This is a genomic window from Eisenbergiella sp. OF01-20, from assembly GCF_003478085.1.
Classification (GTDB): Bacteria; Bacillota; Clostridia; order Lachnospirales; family Lachnospiraceae; genus Eisenbergiella.
In genome coordinates this window covers 61,696-75,020 of record NZ_QUES01000031.1, presented here as the reverse complement: position 1 = coordinate 75,020, position 13,325 = coordinate 61,696, and the positions used below count along the sequence as shown (strand labels likewise).

At 50.7% G+C, this 13,325-nt stretch carries 18 protein-coding genes and 2 pseudogenes; 2 read left to right on the top strand and 18 right to left on the bottom strand.

Annotated elements, in window-relative coordinates; translation table 11 throughout:
* Nucleotides 1–119: 119 nt before the first annotated feature.
* Entirely contained in the window at nt 120–317 is a 198-nt protein-coding gene (locus tag DXA36_RS25270; RefSeq protein WP_033118360.1) for a hypothetical protein, read from the bottom strand.
* On the opposite strand from DXA36_RS25270, the gene DXA36_RS34100 reads away from it, so the two are divergent.
* On the top strand, nt 291–530 hold the full coding sequence (locus DXA36_RS34100; RefSeq protein ID WP_021682886.1) for a hypothetical protein: 240 nt from the start codon (nt 291–293) through the stop codon (nt 528–530). The two genes, DXA36_RS25270 and DXA36_RS34100, sit on opposite strands and share 27 nt — an antisense overlap.
* A 28-nt stretch (nt 531–558) precedes the next feature.
* On the opposite strand, the gene DXA36_RS25260 is transcribed toward DXA36_RS34100, so the two are convergent.
* The 7 genes from DXA36_RS25260 to DXA36_RS25225 all read right to left on the bottom strand — a co-directional run bounded on the left by DXA36_RS25260 (nt 559) and on the right by DXA36_RS25225 (nt 6,008).
* Nucleotides 559–1,896 (bottom strand): virulence-associated E family protein, encoded by a 1,338-nt coding sequence (locus DXA36_RS25260; protein ID WP_118682155.1) that lies wholly within the window; start codon nt 1,894–1,896, stop codon nt 559–561.
* Nucleotides 1,865–2,509: a CHC2 zinc finger domain-containing protein gene (locus DXA36_RS25255; protein WP_118682154.1), complete on the bottom strand. Its 645-nt coding sequence runs from the start codon at nt 2,507–2,509 to the stop codon at nt 1,865–1,867. Before DXA36_RS25255 ends, DXA36_RS25260 begins: the two co-directional genes overlap by 32 nt.
* Before the next feature lie 64 nt (nt 2,510–2,573).
* Nucleotides 2,574–4,148, bottom strand: a complete 1,575-nt coding sequence (gene mobQ, locus DXA36_RS25250; RefSeq protein WP_073382935.1) for a MobQ family relaxase — start codon at nt 4,146–4,148, stop codon at nt 2,574–2,576.
* Nucleotides 4,149–4,592: 444 nt separating this feature from the next.
* Nucleotides 4,593–4,916 carry a hypothetical protein gene (locus DXA36_RS25240; RefSeq protein ID WP_002596481.1) on the bottom strand — a complete coding sequence of 108 codons (324 nt, stop codon included), beginning with the start codon at nt 4,914–4,916 and terminating at the stop codon, nt 4,593–4,595.
* A 276-nt stretch (nt 4,917–5,192) separates the two neighbouring features.
* On the bottom strand, nt 5,193–5,489 hold the full coding sequence (locus tag DXA36_RS25235; protein WP_003500114.1) for a DUF3847 domain-containing protein: 297 nt from the start codon (nt 5,487–5,489) through the stop codon (nt 5,193–5,195).
* Nucleotides 5,482–5,823, bottom strand: coding sequence for a DeoR family transcriptional regulator (locus tag DXA36_RS25230; protein WP_003500115.1), 342 nt, complete (start codon nt 5,821–5,823; stop codon nt 5,482–5,484). The genes DXA36_RS25235 and DXA36_RS25230 overlap by 8 nt, the downstream gene beginning before the upstream one ends.
* Nucleotides 5,820–6,008, bottom strand: a complete 189-nt coding sequence (locus tag DXA36_RS25225) for a hypothetical protein (protein ID WP_005930722.1) — start codon at nt 6,006–6,008, stop codon at nt 5,820–5,822. Before DXA36_RS25225 ends, DXA36_RS25230 begins: the two co-directional genes overlap by 4 nt.
* A 484-nt stretch (nt 6,009–6,492) precedes the next feature.
* On the opposite strand from DXA36_RS25225, the gene DXA36_RS25220 reads away from it, so the two are divergent.
* Nucleotides 6,493–7,299 carry a helix-turn-helix transcriptional regulator gene (locus DXA36_RS25220; protein ID WP_009251548.1) on the top strand — a complete coding sequence of 269 codons (807 nt, stop codon included), beginning with the start codon at nt 6,493–6,495 and terminating at the stop codon, nt 7,297–7,299.
* A gap of 127 nt (nt 7,300–7,426) precedes the next feature.
* Here the strand turns inward: DXA36_RS25220 and DXA36_RS25215 are convergent, their stop codons facing one another.
* The 10 genes and pseudogenes from DXA36_RS25215 to DXA36_RS33655 all read right to left on the bottom strand — a co-directional run.
* Nucleotides 7,427–7,768: a hypothetical protein gene (locus DXA36_RS25215; RefSeq protein WP_009251549.1), complete on the bottom strand. Its 342-nt coding sequence runs from the start codon at nt 7,766–7,768 to the stop codon at nt 7,427–7,429.
* Nucleotides 7,769–7,819: 51 nt separating this feature from the next.
* Nucleotides 7,820–8,197 (bottom strand): TnpV protein, encoded by a 378-nt coding sequence (locus tag DXA36_RS25210; RefSeq protein ID WP_009251550.1) that lies wholly within the window; start codon nt 8,195–8,197, stop codon nt 7,820–7,822.
* Nucleotides 8,157–8,429 carry a helix-turn-helix domain-containing protein gene (locus DXA36_RS25205; RefSeq protein ID WP_002592127.1) on the bottom strand — a complete coding sequence of 91 codons (273 nt, stop codon included), beginning with the start codon at nt 8,427–8,429 and terminating at the stop codon, nt 8,157–8,159. The genes DXA36_RS25210 and DXA36_RS25205 overlap by 41 nt, the downstream gene beginning before the upstream one ends.
* 197 nt (nt 8,430–8,626) lie before the next feature.
* Nucleotides 8,627–8,689: pseudogene (locus DXA36_RS34455) on the bottom strand (Maff2 family mobile element protein); the annotation flags it as partial.
* A 20-nt stretch (nt 8,690–8,709) separates the two neighbouring features.
* On the bottom strand, nt 8,710–10,329 hold the full coding sequence (locus DXA36_RS25200; RefSeq protein ID WP_009259632.1) for a recombinase family protein: 1,620 nt from the start codon (nt 10,327–10,329) through the stop codon (nt 8,710–8,712).
* A 111-nt stretch (nt 10,330–10,440) separates the two neighbouring features.
* Nucleotides 10,441–10,629 carry a transposon-encoded TnpW family protein gene (locus tag DXA36_RS25195; protein ID WP_009259633.1) on the bottom strand — a complete coding sequence of 63 codons (189 nt, stop codon included), beginning with the start codon at nt 10,627–10,629 and terminating at the stop codon, nt 10,441–10,443.
* A gap of 14 nt (nt 10,630–10,643) precedes the next feature.
* Nucleotides 10,644–11,486, bottom strand: coding sequence for an ATP-binding protein (locus DXA36_RS25190; RefSeq protein WP_009259634.1), 843 nt, complete (start codon nt 11,484–11,486; stop codon nt 10,644–10,646).
* The gene (locus tag DXA36_RS25185) at nt 11,483–12,217 is read right to left on the bottom strand and encodes a replication initiator protein A (RefSeq protein WP_025653850.1); all 735 of its coding nucleotides are present in this window, start codon (nt 12,215–12,217) and stop codon (nt 11,483–11,485) included. Before DXA36_RS25185 ends, DXA36_RS25190 begins: the two co-directional genes overlap by 4 nt.
* Nucleotides 12,218–12,350: 133 nt before the next feature.
* Entirely contained in the window at nt 12,351–12,737 is a 387-nt protein-coding gene (locus DXA36_RS25180) for a cysteine-rich VLP domain-containing protein (RefSeq protein ID WP_009259636.1), read from the bottom strand.
* Nucleotides 12,727–13,325, bottom strand: a pseudogene (locus DXA36_RS33655) (relaxase/mobilization nuclease domain-containing protein); the annotation flags it as partial. The pseudogene DXA36_RS33655 and the gene DXA36_RS25180, both read right to left, overlap by 11 nt.

Below are 13,325 nucleotides of genomic sequence, written 5' to 3'. Positions count from 1 at the left end.
CTGGCACTTTCGCCTTGCAGGTCATCGTCCTTTGACAGCCTGCAATAGACCGCTGCACGATAGCCCCCGGCAAGTACCTTTCCGATTGTTCTGTATTCCATTTCGTTCATCATAGCCATTTACCCGCACAATCCAGACGGTATCTGGCTCTTTTGAACCTCATCTTCATTATACTTCAATTCTTTCTTTTTAGCAAGATATTCTTTTGTATTTATCTTTCCGTATTTCTGGGAAATCAGGCTGACGAACACATCGGTTGCGTCCAGCTCCCCGTCAAACACAGTAGTCACATGAATCTCTGTTTTGTTTTTTGCCATAGGCAGTTATCCTCCATACATGAAAATAGCCAGACAGAGGGTGTCGGCAACGAAGTCCGGCAACGGGCTTCAAAAGACCTTGCAAACAATCTCAATCTGGCGATGGTTACTATTTATACTTTTCTTTTATTTTTCTGTTGTTTTGGTTGTTATAAGGGAGAAAAGCCCGGAAATAAAGGTTTTTCCCCGGCAACCGGCTCGGCAACGGGATAGCAACAGGAGGTGCAACGGGCTGTCCTTTTCAGAATGGAAGCTCCATCTGTTCTGTGACCTCCACAAAACCGTCCATCTTTTTTTCAGACGGGTTGCCGGAGTCCGTTGCCGGGTTTTCACGCTCCCAGCCCTTTTGTCTGCCATATTCTGAAAACATTCTTGGGTTCGGGAAGTACCGCCAGCCAGAAATGCACTGGTTCATAATCTCGTTGATTTCCCGGATTTCCCATTGCTTCGGCTCGTCAAAGGCATGGTTCAAGGCTTCCTTATAGAGCTGCTTGGAGCAGACCATGCTCCCGGTGTACTTATCAAGATACGCCTGTATCATCCCGGCTTTGGTGTCCTCCGGCATAAAATCCCGCTGGTGTTCTTTGAGATACCGCTGCATGGCGGGGCTGAAAGCCAGCTTGAACCTGCCGCTTTTATAAATCTCCATCGCTTCTGCCCACATCTGCTCGATATAGGCTCTGGAAGCAGCTTCGTCCTCCAAAATGTGAACCTCGGCTTGCTCCGGGTACACCATGACCGGGATAAAGCGGCGGTTGCCGGAACGGTCAAGGGGCAGGAAGTCAAGGGCATTGGAAGTGCCACCAAACACGCACTGACGGGGACGGTCTGCCGGGTGGGTTTCATAGGGTATCTTGTAAACCTCTTTCTGCCGGCTTAAAAATGACTTGATTTCTTCGATGCTCTTGGCGTTGGCGGTTGCCATCATTTCCGACATTTCGATCATCCAGTGACCTTGCAGCTTGCGGTACACATTGTCATCGTCCAGCTTCCGCAAATCATCGGAGAACCACTCGTCCCGGATTGCCAGCAGACGGAAGAAAGTGGACTTGCCAGCCCCCTGACCGCCTACCAGACAGAGCATGATTTCAAATTTGCATCCCGGCTGAAAGGCTCGTGAGATTGCACCCAGCAAGAACAGCTTCAATGCTTCATAGGTGTAATCGTCTGCGTCAGCCCCCAGAAAGTGCCGCAGGCAGAAACGGATTCGCTCTGTCCCGTCCCACACAAGGGAACTTAAATAGTCCCGGATGGGATGGTACTTGTTTTCATTCGCCACAATCCCGATAGCGTTATCAATCTTTTTCTCATTGGTAAGCCCGTAAGTTTCTTCCAGATAAAGAAGCAGATACTTCATGTCCGTATCGTTCAGGGCGGGACTTTCTCTGTGGAAACCGATGGGCTTTATAATATCCTTGCGGTCGGTCAGGATGTTGTAGGCAATAGCCCTGGAAAGCAGCGGGTCACGCTGGAATACGGTCAGGCAGTTCCGTATGCTCTGCCGGACGCCGCCTTTCTCGGTGGTTTCCAGCCCCGCCTTGATTTCCTCAATGCTCTGGGGCGGCTGCATGGCGTTCATGGTGTTTTTTAGTTCTTGCTGCGTCTGTGGCTGCAAGTTCTGCCATTCGCTGTTCAAGCTGTATCACATCCTTTCCGCAGTCCGTAATCAGGGCTGCTTTTTCCTCCGTTTCCCCGAACAGAAGCACATCCAGCAGATATTCCACATGGGATTGCTTCTGTAAGGCTTCCACAAACCGGGGATGAAAGGCTTCCTCCGGGGAGTGTGGGGCGTAGTCCGTTCTCCATGCCATCAGCAGATGGAGATAATCGGCAAGAATACAAAAGCAGCGGTTCTTTGCTTCCTGAAACTGTTCCTCCGGGGATTTCTGCCGGGGCTTGGGCTTTTTCGCCTTTCCCGGTGGCTTCCAGTCCTCATAGGAAAGCCCGAAGTCCTGTGCTATCTGTATAGCGGCTTCTTTCTTTCCCAGCCCATACAGGGCGGCGGTAAAATCAATCACATCCCCGTCAGCACCGCAGCCGAAGCAGTGATAACGCCGATCCAGCTTCATGCTTGGGGTTTTATCATGATGGAACGGGCAGCAAGCCATCCCGTTCCGACCTATACGGATTCCATAATGCTCCGCAGCCTGTCTTGTTGTGACGGACTGCTTCACAGCTTCAAATACATTCAAATCTATCCCTCCTTAAAAAGAAAAAAGCACCTGACATTCTCTGATTGAAAATGGCAAGTGCCTGTTAAAGTTCCATATTTTGTTGTCTGTGTTTCGTCTGTGCCGGGGCGGTTTTTTGGGCTTTTTTCTCGTCTGCCTTATCCTGCAAGGCTTCCTTAATGGGCTGCTTCTTGGGCGGCTCCTTGCTTTCCTCTGTGCCGGGGATGGCTTTCCGTACCCAGTAACGGATGTCCCGCAGCTTCTTCAAATCCTCCTGTACCTCGGTCAGCGGTACTTTCAGATCTGCGATTTCGCTAAGAAGCGTTTCCTGCTCCTGTTGCAGCTCCTTTTTCGTTTTATCCTTATCGTCCGGATGCTTGGCAAGGTAGGCGGCGGCTTTCTCATACCGGGCAACCTCCGGGTGTTCCTGTTTGAATTTCTCCTTTGTTTTCTTGAAAAATATCTTCTGGTACTTCTCATAGACAGGCTTACATTCCTTGCAGTCTGTCCGGCTGGCAAGAATCCCGTCAATCACTTTGCTGCGGGCTTCCTTTGGCTTCATCTGATTGCGGTAATCTGCGGCTGATTTCCCGGAAGATTCCAGAAATGCTTCTAAGTCCTCCACAGTGGAAAGCCCCTTTTGCCGGAGATAGGACAGGGCTTCGCTGACTGCCTTTAAGTCCTGTGAAGTCCCCCGGTTCTGTCCAGCCCTTGTCCAGTCCTTCCGTTCTTCCTTTCGTATCGCCATATACTTCATCAGCAGATTGGGAAGAAGTGTTGCTTCCTCCGCCGCCTTTTGTGCACGCAGCTCTTTCCGTTTTTCGCCCAGCTCGGTAATCCAGCCTTTGAGGTTTTGGATAAGCTGCCGGATGGACTTCATCAGATTGTTGGCAGCTCTGATTTCCCGGTTCAGGTTTCCGATATTCGTCTGGATACCCCGCTTTTCCATCTGCCGGACAGCAGCTCCCTCATGGACAGTAGGGACAATATCAAGCCCCTGTCTGGCATAGGAACGCAAGTCCACACGCTCCGGGCGGTCATTGGCTTCCAGATAGCGGTTCTGGATGACCTCCCATTCATGCCGCCAGATTTCACAATACTTCTGGTCGTTCCAGTCCACCGTATCCTCCTTGTGGCTTTTCCACCTGCCGGACGGGAGCCGGATTCGTTCCCCGTTACCGTCAAGGTCGTAGACTTTCCGGCTCTTGGGAAGCCACCTGCCGGATTCGTCCAACGCCCGCATGGTAAGCAGGATATGGGCGTGTGGGTTGCCCGTCCCCTTGTCGTGAATGGCAAAATCAGCAATCATGCCTTTGGAGACGAACTGCTCCCGGCAATAGTCCCGTATTAGCCCGGCATACTGTTCCGGTGGAAGCTCCCTCGGAATGGCTATGATGAGCCGCCTTGCAAGCTGGGAGTTCCATTGTTTTTCCACGGCCTCGGCAGCATTCCATAGGGTGTTCCGGTCGGTGTACTCCGGCGGTGCATGGGGCGGCAGCATGATTTCTGTGTGGACAATCTCGCTCTTGTGGGAGTAGTATTTCTGTTTCTGGTCGTACTCTGAAAAGAGCCGCTCCCCGCTCTGATAGGCGGCTGACGCAACGGCGGACTGACGGTTGCTACGTTGGACGATTTTGATATCAAAGTGTGGGCATGGCAAGAGTGTCCTCCTTTCTCCCGGTTTCGGGCATGAAAAAAGCAGGGAACCTAAATTAGATTTCCTGCTCGGCGGTGCCGCCGGTGGGCGGCCAATATTCAGTTATAAATGGCTCCCAGATGATACACTGGGGAGCGCTCCAACAGGTACGGGGAAAATATCGCTTATGCGGATTTCATACCCGGAAAGCCTGATGGAATGGGGGCTGTTTCGCCCCTAAACGTAACAGGGAAGTGCTACGCGCTTCGGGTCATGTTGGGGCTGTTGACAAAGTGGTTTTCTAAAAAATCTGTCTTGAAAAAAGTTCAGGAAAAAGTCATTTCTGCCATAAAAACGGCAAAGACCGGGTAGGAAAATCAAACCCTTTTTTCAAAATAGGCTTTTGTCAACGGCTCCATGTTGGCCCGAAGGTGGGTCGGCTCGACAAACTGGCATTTTTATACGGTTTCATCTATTCAAACTATACTTTTCATTCAACTCAAGAATGTAATGACCTAAAATAGTTTTATGAATTATGTCAACAATAATTACAGCATAAGAATTTTTCTGGTTGGTAAAGAGCAAAATATGTTGATATGTGTGTTCATTATTTTCATAAACTGCCTCCACATATTTTTTTGAGAACCCATACTTTGAAATCAAGTTATCTTTCAATAACTGCTTTGCATAGTTCCAAATATTTACCACAGCTTCTGCGCTTTCTGTTACATCATACATTTTAGTTCCCATTGTACACATATATTGAGCTTCGTTTAATTGCTTAACCTCCATTTTTACTCCTGCTTCCTGCAAATTTAGAATATGTCGTTGCCCTCATTATACAATACTCGCCCATATTTGAGAAGTAAAATATCCCGACAAGTCCACAAAAGGGTAGCTGGCGGTAGCCAGCGCAGGGGGAAGTGTAGCGTCCCCTGTGATGATTGACGGCAGCCAGAATGCTGCAGGGAATCATCTGCTCTGCGCCGACCAAAGCGGCAACGGAGACGCCCCCGGCAGGGCGCAACGCACCGCCTTTAGGTGGTGTATAATTGCGCCCTTAGTAAACTAAGGGGTTTCCGGCTTCTTCCGTTCCAGCAGTTTTTTCAATAGTTCCTGCGTGTCCTGCCTGTGAAAAATGAGTTTCAACAACAGCATGACATCATCATCTGTCAGGCGTTCCGGCTCTTGCAGAAAACTTTCCAGCATACCGCCACGAGTACAGAGCCGGTGCGTCCGTTCCTTTCGGGTAAGCTGCTTTAACTGGTGCTGCAATGCCTTTTCATCATTGATGGCTTTCCGCAGTTTCTTTTCGCTTTTCTCCAGCTTCTGGTTTAGCTTTTCCAGCTTTGAGGTATCAGGCAAGGGCAGCGTCCTCCTTTCCCGGCATCAGCACATAAATCCTGTTTGGTTCTCCAACTCCCTGACGCACCCGCATGATAAGTCCGGCGATTTCCAGTTCATTCAAAGAACGCTTGACCGTCATGGGGCTGCGGGACAAGACTGCGGCAATGGCTGTAACAGGGAAGCAGACAAACAGGATTCCGTTCTCGTCCTCCTGCCCTTTGGATAGCATAGCGTCCAGCATCCGGCAATACATGACCTTTGCGGTGCTGCTGACTGGAAATCCTGTCAACGCTCTGGGGAATGGCATACAGGGCGGCAATGGTGTGTCTATCGTCATAAATTCAAAATTCATTCGGTGTGTTCCTCCTTTTTCTTTGCTCGTTTGGATAAATAACGGGGGCAGTCAATCACAACCGCCCGGAAGCTCTGCCTGCACCCATGCTGGCATTTCCTGCATAATTCGTTGTAAGTGACACGCCCCCGGTCATTGAGGTAAAAAGAAAGCTCATGCTTCCTCTTTTTGCTCATTCTCGGCATATTGCGCTTCCTCCCGTTTTCGTGTATAGTTTCGGGGCGATTTTCGGCAAAATTACAGCCATAGAGCCGCCTAAAATCTCCCGAAGCATCAGCGATAGGGTAGACTATCCCCCTATCAGATTGTCGTGTTTCGGTATCATTTCGGTGTCAGTTCGCCAGTTCTCCCCGGTGTCGTTCCTCCCCTGAATCTCACAGCGGCGTATCGCTCCCTTTGGTATGCTCGTTTTGGTAAGGGTTCCTCCATATCCCTGCCAAAAGTCATGGCACTACATCGCCGGGGAAGCATATCCCACACAGGCTGGTCATTCGATTGGAATAATCCATCGATGAACTACCTGTATCATAGAACATTTTTGTGCCCTGTGCCGTATGTCCACAAAGTAGGAATTAAGGGCAAAAATCAAAAATTTCCACGATTGCGGAATTGATATGGTATAATCAATTCAACGGTTATATATGTTGTCAAAAAGGGGGAACTGCTTCAATGAACGGAGCTACTACAATACAGGAACGGCTAAAAGATTTACGATTAAACAAAGGATTAAAACTGGAAGAACTGGCTGAGCAAACGGGTATTTCAAAATCGGCTCTTGGCAGTTATGAAAAAGACGACTATAAGGAAATCAATCATGGCAACCTTATCCTGCTGGCAGATTTTTACGGGGTGTCCCTCGATTATCTCTTTTGCCGTACAGAGAACCGGGCGGAGATCAACACGCCATTAAGGGAGCTGCATTTGAGCGATGAAATGGTAGCACTTCTGAAAAGCGGTCGGATTAACAACCGTCTGCTGTGCGAACTTGCCACCCATAAGGACTTTATCAAGTTTCTTGCGGATATTGAGATTTATGTGGATGGAATTGCCACCATGCAGATTCAGAACCTCAACGCCCTTGTCGATACTGTCCGGCATGAAATCATTGAACGGTATCGCCCCGGCGAAGATGACCCGCATTTGAAGGTGCTGAAAGCTGCCCATATCAGTGATGATGAGTATTTCAGTCACATGGTTCTGGATGACCTCAACCTGATTATCCGGGATATTCGGGAAGCCCACAAAAAGGACAGTGAGAGTGCGCCCCAGATCACCGTTGCCGATGAACTGAAAGAAAATCTGGAAGCGGTCGAAAATTTCAAGGGCAGCCGGGATGAAAAGCTCGTTGTCCTTTACTGCAAGCAGCTCGGCATCAACTATAAAAATCTGTCAGACGAAGAATTTCGCTGGCTCATTCGTATTCTCAAAAAGTCAAAGAAAATGGGAACGCCTATCAGCCAGAGGAAAAAACGGTAAAGAAAAACCGCTGTTGCATGGTTTGTTGGTTTCCATGTAGCAGCGGTTTTTGCTGGGATTATTCAGTTGAATTTTCAGAACGACAAACTTGAAGTTGTCGCTTTAAATTGCAATTCTATTTCCAGCCTTATCTAGGAAAATCAAACTGCTCCGTTATATCCGTATCGTCTATATGTATATACCACTCCGCACCCTTCAATAAAATGACAATCTCCTGCAAGCACTCTGCCCAATAATCTAAAACTTCCACAAAGTGTTCTTCACCCTCATCAATGGGTAATTTGGTAGCTCCCTCAAAAATGACGTTTTCCTCTGTCGGACTTGAATTATCATACGCACAAAACGGCTCGTACATTTCACCTAAAGAATATTTAGAAATGTAGGTATCAATAATAGTGTTACAGATAGATTTTTCCTGTTTCGATAGATGGGTATCTCTTTTTGCTATGTAATATAATGAAACTGACATATCCCTTTCCTCCTGTAAATTCAAATTTGTCATAATCATTCTATCATACCGTTATGAATAAATCATCTCATGCAATACAATTTCTTCTGCCCGGTTGTGAATGTTATTACACCGCCGCACCCATTCCATTTGACGGGTACACTTTAATTCCTCGGTCACGCCCTCGGCAATTTTCATCTGCTCCATGATGGTGTCTAACCGTTCCTGTGCCTGTTCGTTCAGGTCTGCGAGATATGTCCATAACTCCCCAGTCAAGGTCAATGTGTTCAATCGGGCTGGATGGATTTCCCTTAAATATTCCCGGTGCAGCCGTCCATACTTTCCAATGGGGCGGTGTTCTTCCGGCAGTTTCAGGTCTGGGATGTAGTAATCCCCAACAAGGATATAATCAATTCCGTTTTCTGTTATTCTTGGTTTCAATTCGCTCATGTTCCTTACCTCCTGTGGAAGCTGGCTCGTCTGGTACTAACTCAATCACATCGGTAATCTCACAATTCAGCGTTTCGCAGATACGGGCTAATGTATCCATGCTGATGTGCTTTCCCTCTTTGCTCATGTTGGCAATCATATTCGTTGTCATACCGGCGGCAAGCCTTAAATCTTCTTTTCTCATATCACGCTCTAACAGTGTGTGCCAGAGCGGTTTATAGCTGATGTGCATATTGCTTTCCTGCCTTTCTATCCATACCACCGGGGCGGCTGCCCCGGCAGGAACTTTTCTCTTATTATAACACCAATCTTGTGTAATCACAATTTATTCTTGTAGCCTGCCGCTGATACCGTCTGGATTGTGCTTTTCCTTTCTTTTTGTTACCTTTAATTAGCCATGAACTGCTTCATGCCCTGGCTCTTTGCTTATGTGCGATAAAGAAGTAATAGAAGTGTAAAAAATTTTGCCGTTCCTATCCGGCACTTGGCCATTGTGTCGGATAGGTCGGGCGTTAGGCTTCGGGCAAGTCAATCTTGCCGACAAAGCTGTAATAAATCTCAATGTCCTGCCTGCGGGTGCCGTTCTCGTCATAGCTGCACTCATGCACGACGATTTTTTCAATCATTTCCCGCAAGAGGGTGGGGGTCAATTCCTCAAAGGCAAGGTGCTTTCGGACGATACCCATAAACTTTTCCGCGTTGACGGTGGCGGCCTGCGACTTGTCCAGTTCGGCCTGCAAAGCGGCGGCGCGGTCTTTCAGTTCCCGCTGCTCCTGCTCATAGTCTGCCGACAGTTCCATGAAACGCTCGTCGCTGATTTTGCCGTTTACATTGTCCTCATACAGCCGCTTGATAATGCGGCTCACTTCGGCAATGCGCTCCTGCGCCTGTTCAAGCTGCTTGGTGGCTGCGGCGGTCTTTCTCTTGCCGCCGATCTCGTTCTGCTGGATAAGCAGCTTCACAAAGCGGCTCTCATGCTTGGCGGCATATTCCGTTACTTGCCGGAGATTGGAGAGGACACCGGCGGTCAACAGGTCGGTGCGGATAAAGTGCGCCGTACAGTCGCGGGTGCGCTTCTTGTAGCTGCCGCAGATGTAACAGTCCTGCTTGCGGGTTTTGTTCTGATACCGCTGCTGGTACATCACATGGCCGCAGTCGGCGCAGAACAGCATACCGGAGAACAGCCCCACTTCATCATAGCGGTTCGGGCGTTTGCGTTGCTTGCGTAACTCCTGCACGCGCTCCCATGTTTCCCGGTCTATGATAGGCTCATGGTGGTTCTCAAAAATGGCCTGCTTCTCCACGGGGTTCTCTACACTGTGCTTGACCTTGTAAGAGGGCTTCTCCGTCTTGAAGTTCACCAGACAGCCGGTGTACTCCCGGTTTTCGAGGATATGCACGACGGTGTTCGTCGCCCACTTGCACTCATAGCCGGGGTGGTAGCGGCGGGTGCTGCCCGTCCTGCGGTATTCCAGCGTCCCCGGCGTGGGGATTTGCTGCTCCGTAAGCATACGGGCAATCTTGGTCGGTCCGTTCCCGGCAAGGCAAAGCTGGTATATCTGCTGGACAACCGGCGCGGTTTCCTCGTCAACGATATAGTTCTCGTCCTCGTCCATGAGGTAGCCATAGACCGGCTTGCTGGTAACAGGCTTGCCGCTCATGCCTTTTGCTCGTTTTACTGCCTTGATTTTCTTGCTCGTATCTCTCACCAGCCATTCATTGAACAGATTTCGCAGAGGGGTAAAATCGTTGTCCATGCCGCCGTTTGCGCTGTCCACATTGTCGTTGACAGCGATAAAACGCACTCCCTTTTGGGGGAACAGCATTTCCGTGTAAAACCCTACCTGCAAGTAGTTTCGCCCTAACCGGCTCATGTCCTTGACTATGACCGTACCCACTTTCCCGGCTTCAATGTCTGCAAGCATGGCTTGAAAACCGGGTCTTTGAAAGTTTGCGCCGGAGAAGCCGTCGTCGGTGTACCAGCGCAGATTGGTAAAGCCGTTCTGCTTGGCGTAGGTTTCCAAAATCCTTTTCTGGTTCGATATGGAATTGCTCTCGCCTTGCAATTCGTCCTCATGGGACAATCTCGGATAAAGGGCGGTAATGAGGTTTTGGGTGGCTTGTCTTAACATAAAATCCTCCGTTTCCGACAGCCAGCCCCACTATTCCGTGGTTTCATTGTACCACGGAATAGGGCGGGCTGTATAGCGGCAAAAGTGTAAAATCAGCTTCTTTATGATTTGTCAAATTGCCGATTTTTGTGTAGCAGCGGCTTCCGCTTCCAGTACCCGCGCCATTTTGTCGGCGGCGGTGGTCGTGGTGTCTTTCTTGAAATAGCCGGACACGACAAGGACGGAATTGCCCATGCGGATTTCCGTCACGCAGTCGGGGCGGCGGGTGGTGCGGGTGTCGTGCTGCTGTCTATCTGCCATAGGCAATACTCCTTTCAGTCGGTAATCAGTTTCTTCATGCTCTCCATTTTCCGCTGCGCGGTTTCCTGCCGGAAGTTGTCGCCGGTAAAGCGTACCGGGACGCACATGGAAAGCAGGCGGTCATAAATCCGGGAATGGGCGGTGTCCTCCGGGTTCCGCAGGTCGTCCAGCGTGAGGTTGGTCGTGACGATCAGCGGCTTGCCGCTACGGTAACGGCTGTCAATCACATTGAAAACCTGTTCCAATCCATACTCGGTGCCGCGCTCCATGCCGAAGTCGTCAAGGATAAGCAGCGGATAGCGGCAAAGGCGGGAAATGTACTCGTTGCGGTTCTCAAAGCTGGCGGCAAGGTCGTTGAGGATAAGGGCAAAGTTCGTCATGTGGACGGGGATTTCTTTCTCCATGAGGGCGTTTGCAATACAGCCCGCAAGGTAGCTTTTCCCGGTTCCCACGCCGCCCCAGAACAGGCAGCCGATATTGTCGGCTCGCATATCCTCCCAGTGTTCCACATACCGGCGGGCAATCCCGGCCTGCGGATTTCTGCCGTTGTCGTTCTCAAAAGTCCAGTCCCGCATGGTGGGGTCGGTAAAGCCCCGGCGTTTCAGTTCCTCCACGGTGTCAAGGTGCCTGCGCCGCTTCTCTGCGGCCTCCCGTTCCTCGCGGGCGGCTCTCTGACAGTCGCACTCTGCCGGGTGGCGGTCACGGCCAAAGATAGCAGCCTTATCCGGCGCAAAATAGGCTTCTTTCGGCTTGCGGCACTTGCCGCAGTACAGTAAACCGTCCTCGCCGGTGTAGTCCTCCGGCTCCGGGGTGGTGGCCGTCATATTCTCCAAAACAGCGTTGATTTCGTTCTTCATAAACTCTCGCCCTCCTTGCATGAGTAGTCTGGTATGCCCTTTTTCGGGGCTTTCTTTTTGTCGTTCCCCGCCCATATCCGCAGGGCGGCGGCATAGTTCTGATAACTTTTCCCGTTGGCGGCAAGGTAGCGGCTCATTTCCTCGATGAACCGTTCCAACCTGTCGGGGTACTCTGCCTGCAACTCGTCGTATTCGGTCTGCGACAGAAAAATATTCTGGTATCGGCCATAGGGCGCGGGCGGCTCCCCACTCACTCCCATTGTTTGGCTCTCTGTAAGGTTGTTTATAGTAGTTTGGTTAGGGGACGGTTTTCCGACCATCATAAGGTCGGTTTTCTGACCATCAGTAGGACGGTTTTCCGGCTCTATGAGGGTCGGATTTCCGGCCATCAGTTGGTCGGAAAACTGTACCTGTGGCACACGCGGCACTTTCACATATAGGCGGTTCGGTGCGGAGAAGCCGCCCCGTTCCCGTTCCAGCAGCCCCGCCATGTCCAGTTCATTAAGCGCCCCCTTTATGGTGGTGCTGCCCTTATCCAGTATTTCGGCTATCTCCGCGATGGGATAGATAATATATATCCTGCCCTCGTCGTCCTGCCACTTGTTCTTCTGGGAAAGTGTGGAACGGTCTAACAGCAGCGAATACAGCAGCTTGGCGGTCTGGGAAATCTCCATTTTCAGCAGGAAACGGGGGTAGGGCAGATAGATAGGCAGCGGCGTGTCTGCCATGATATAATCAGCGATAGTATCACCTCCCTGTGTTTCGGGTTGATTTTGGCGTTTTGTCACGCCTTAGAACGGCGTTTCCGGTGGAAAAGGATAAATGTATCGCGTACCCTTTGACACCCACGAAAAAAGCCTTGATTTATGCGGGTTTGAAAGGCTCTAAAGCGTGACATTTCTGCCTTTGTTTCCGCTTTCTCTCGGCGGCTTTGATTTTCTTCATGCGTCCGGCGCAGCCGGGACAGTATTTCCCCCGGTTGGATTTGGGGACAAATGCCGCCCCGCAGACGGCGCAGCGTTTCCGGCTCCCTCGGTGCAAGAGGGCTGCGGCCAGTTCCCCGTCAAGGGGCAGAACAGCCACACGGAACCAGCGGCACATGAGGGAAAGGGAAATGCTCTGGACGCACACGCAAGGCTCCCCGTCGTCTAACAGCAGGCAGTTTCCCTCGTCGTAGTTACAACACTCATGTACCAGCCGCCGCGCCCGCCGATGCTGGCGGTAGTCCATTCTCGGTAACTTATCGCTCATGGCTCTGCTCCTTTCTGCGGTGCGGCTCGTTCCGGCGCAAAATCTGGTCGATGTTCCGCTTGACGGTCTGCAACTCCTTGAACCGCTGTTTCTGTTCGTGATAGGTGTTATACAGGCCGTCTTTCTCGGAGATAAGCTGCTCGATCTCGGCCTGCAACGCTTTCCGGGCGGGCAGCTTGGTAATGCCATGCGCCTTGAAATACCGGGCGGCTGCGTCGGCTATGATAAAATCGCTCTCGTTTGCCTGCCGGTATGCGTCACGGGCTTTCTGCGATTTCTGCGCCCGCAGCCCGTCACGGGCGGGCTTGGTCTTGGCATAGGCAAGTACCTGTTGCTGCAACTCCTTTTTCCCTTGTAGCTTGGTTTCCAGTGCTTTCAGTTCGCCGCTGGTCTGGCGCATTTCCTGATAGGCGGTATCAACAGCGGCTTCTAACTGCTCCGGGGAAGTAAAGCCGTATTCCTGATACACATTCAGCGTCTTGGCTGCCTGCTTCAGATTGTGTATCTTCGCCCAGTGTTCATAGCCCCGGCCTTTGCCCTCGGCCAGCTTCTTTTCAATGTCCACAAGCCGCTGCACACTTGGGGCCC